The organism is Streptomyces sp. (assembly GCF_019510245.1).
Lineage (GTDB): Bacteria > Actinomycetota > Actinomycetes > Streptomycetales > Streptomycetaceae > Streptomyces.
Map to the genome: position 1 here is coordinate 1 of NZ_JAEKKT010000004.1, position 3,364 is coordinate 3,364.

The window sequence follows — 3,364 nt, forward strand, 5'->3', positions numbered from 1 at the left end:
GCTCGCGCTCACGATCACGATCCCGTCGCAGACACCGAACTCGAAGTCCGAGGCGGAGATCGCGCAGAGCACGCTCAAGGCGGCCGGTATCAAGCTGACGCTCTCCACCGTGCCGGGCGACGACTTCTTCGCGAAGTACATCGACCCCGGCAAGTTCCAGCTGACCACCTTCACCTGGATCGGTACGCCGTGGCCGGTTGGCGGGGCGCTGTCGATCTTCAGGTACAACCCGAAGTCGGCCGGGCAGAACTACGGCTTCGGTGGTTCGACGGCGATCAACACGATGCTGGCCAAGGCCTCGACCGCCGCGTCGACCGACGAGGAGAACACCCTGGCCAACGATGCCTCGAAGGCGATGTGGAGCAACGCCGGCTGGTTGCCGCTCTACCAGAAGCCGCAGGCGACCGCGGTCAAGGCCGGCCTGGTGAACATCGGTGCGTACGGCTTCGCCGACATCCGCTACCAGGACATCGGTTACAAGGCCTGACCGGACGACGATCGGGACCGGCCAGCGGTCCCGATCGGCTGGTGACGAGCGAGGCCCGGCAGGAAGACTGCCGGAATAAGTTCGGCGACTCCAACGCGGAAGGTCCGATTCGTCCGGTCGAGCCGTCCCGCGCGCGATCGCGAAACGGTCACGATCTGGCTCCCGTTCGGTTGATCAGTGACAGGCTGCCGTAACTCGTACTAACGTCCGTTGACGGTCACAAGCCGCACTGAAGTCAAGCGAATTTGCCGAAACACCTGGTCGGCTGCTGCGAAGGAGGAACGGCCCACATGTCGCTGCCCGCAGGCGAGTTGCAAGTGATGTCCGACGAGACCCTGGTCGCGGCCAACACCGGCGCGGATGCTGACCCGGAGAACGCCAGCGCGGCCATCCGCGGGCGTTCGCTCGGCCAGATCGCCTGGCGCCGGCTGCGCCGGGACAAGCTGGCCATGGCCGGCGGCATCTTCGTGATCCTGCTCGGACTCGTCGCCATCCTGGCCAAGCCGCTGACCAACTGGTACGGCGCGTTCCCGAACACCGTGAACAACTTCCCGCCGCATGACCTCCTCGACGCCAGCACGCAGATGCCCATCGGCTCGTACGGCGGCGCATCGAGCACGCACTGGCTCGGCGTGACGCCAGAGATCGGCAACGACGTCCTGGCCAACCTGATCTACGGCACGCGCACGTCGCTGATCATCGGCCTGCTCGCGACGGCGCTCGCGGTGGTCCTGGGCGTCATTACCGGGGTGGTCGCCGGGTACTTCGGGGGCTTCACCGACACCGCACTGTCCAGGCTGTTCGACCTGCTGCTGTCGTTCCCGACGCTGCTGTTCTCGATCGCCCTCCTCGCGGTATTCGGCGACGTGGACTCGTTTGCCGGGCTGTCCGGGGTGGCGCTGCGTTTCGCGGTCATCATCTTCGTGCTCGGCTTCTTCAACTTCCCGTACATCGGACGGATCATCCGCGGCCAAGTGCTCTCCTTGCGCGAGAAGGAGTTCGTAGACGCCGCGCGCAGCCTGGGGGCTTCGAACTACCGGATCATGTCGCGGGAGATCCTGCCGAACCTGCTCGGACCGATCCTCGTGTATACGACGCTGGCGATCCCGGTGAACATTCTCGGTGAGGCCGGGCTGTCGTTCCTCGGTGTCGGCGTCCCGCAGGGCACTCCGTCCTGGGGCAAGATGCTCAGCGACGCCGGCGACTTCTTCACGATCGACCCGACCTACCTGTTCGCACCCGGCCTTGCGCTGTTCTTGACGGTCCTGGCCTTCAACCTCTTCGGTGACGGGTTGCGTGACGCGCTCGATCCGAAGAGCCGGCGGTGACGTCGTAGTCCACGTTAGTGAGCCCCGCGGCGTCAAGCAGACGCAGCGGTTTCGACAGAGACGAAAAAAGGGAGCATCCATGAGAGCGAGACGCCTGGCCCTGGCCGCAGGCGCTAGCACGCTGGCGATAGTGCTCGCCGCTTGCGGCAGCAGCGGCGGCAAGAAGAGCCCGAGCTCGACGAACGCGAACAACAACAACAGCAGTAGTAGTAGTAGCAATAACAACAACAACACGACGTCCGCGGGCTTCAACGCGGCAGTGGACAAGATCGTCAACCCGTCCACGAAGACGGGCGGCACGCTGCACCTCGGTGCGACGGCCGACTGTGACTCGTTCGATCCGAAGATCTCGTACTACGGCTGGTGCCTCAACATGCAGCGGCTGTACACCCGCAAGCTGGTCGACTACAAGGTCGTCAACGGCACGAAGTTCCAGCTCGCTCCCGACCTCGCGACCGACCTGGGCCAGCACAACGCCGACTTCACCCAGTGGACGTACACGCTCAAGGCGGGCCTCAAGTGGGAGAACGGCACGCCGATCACCGCGAAGGACGTCAAGTACGGCGTCGAGCGTGACTACGCCGCCGCCGAGATCCCGGGCGGACCGTTCTCGTACATGCAGAACGACCTCAAGGCCCCGAAGACCTACCGCGGGCCGTACAAGGACGGCGATCTGCCGGACACCTCCATCAAGGTGAGCGGCAACACGATCACGTTCTTCCTGAAGAAGCCCGACCCGGACTTCAACTACATCCTGGCCCTGCCCTGCAGCGCGCCGGTGCCGGACAAGGTCGAGAACGGTAGCTTCAAGGGCTCGACCTACACGAAGCACCCGATGTCGTCCGGTCCGTACAAGTTCCAGTCGTACCAGCCCGGCAAGGCCCTGACTCTCGTGCGCAACACGCAGTGGAGCCAGAGCACGGACGACATCCGGCACCCGCTGGTCGACTCGATCACGCTCTCCATCGACACCAACCCCGTGGACCTCGACAACAAGCTCGAGTCGGGTCAGTTCGATGCGAACGCCGCGGGCGGCGCCGGTGGCATCACGCCGGCGTTCAAGACCAAGCTTCTGACCAGCCCCGACCTGAAGAAGCAGGTCGATGACCCGGCGTCCGCCGCTTCGCAGTATCTGCCGGTCATGCAGACCGTGATCACCAACGTGCACTGCCGGCGGGCGATCTTCTACGCCACCAACAAGGCTTCGATCCTGAACGTCTACGGCGGCGACACGTCCGGCGCCATCGCGGGATCGATGACCCCGCCTGGTCTGCCCGGCTACCAGACCACCAAGGACTACGACCCGTACTCGGCCGGATCGAACCAGACCGGTGACCTCGCGAAGGCCAAGTCGGAGTTGCAGGCCTGCGGCCAGCCGAGCGGTTTCACGGTGAACTTCGCCTACCCCACCCCGAGCAACTTCGCACCGAAGGTGTTCGCCGTGGAGAAGTCGGCGCTCGCCCGCGTCGGCATCAAGCTGAACCCCGTCACCGACGACGCGTCGACCTACTACAACACGTTCATCGGCTCGCCGAGCAACATCATCAAG

The 3,364-nt window shown here is 64.7% G+C and carries 3 protein-coding genes; all 3 read left to right on the top strand.

What is annotated here, in order from left to right; all coding sequences use genetic code 11:
* Positions 1-487 (top strand): ABC transporter substrate-binding protein (locus JF597_RS00080; RefSeq protein WP_366916358.1); only part of this gene is annotated, 487 nt, incomplete at its 5' end.
* A gap of 290 nt (positions 488-777) precedes the next feature.
* Entirely contained in the window at positions 778-1,815 is a 1,038-nt protein-coding gene (locus JF597_RS00085; protein ID WP_293986453.1) for an ABC transporter permease, read from the top strand.
* A 79-nt stretch (positions 1,816-1,894) separates the two neighbouring features.
* A partial coding sequence (locus JF597_RS00090; protein WP_293986455.1) for an ABC transporter substrate-binding protein occupies positions 1,895-3,364 on the top strand: 1,470 nt, incomplete at its 3' end.

Bases quoted from the DNA above. Each gene is read 5' to 3' on its own strand.
- JF597_RS00085 (WP_293986453.1), top strand. From the start codon at position 778: ATGTCGCTGCCCGCAGGCGAGTTGCAAGTGATGTCCGACGAGACCCTG.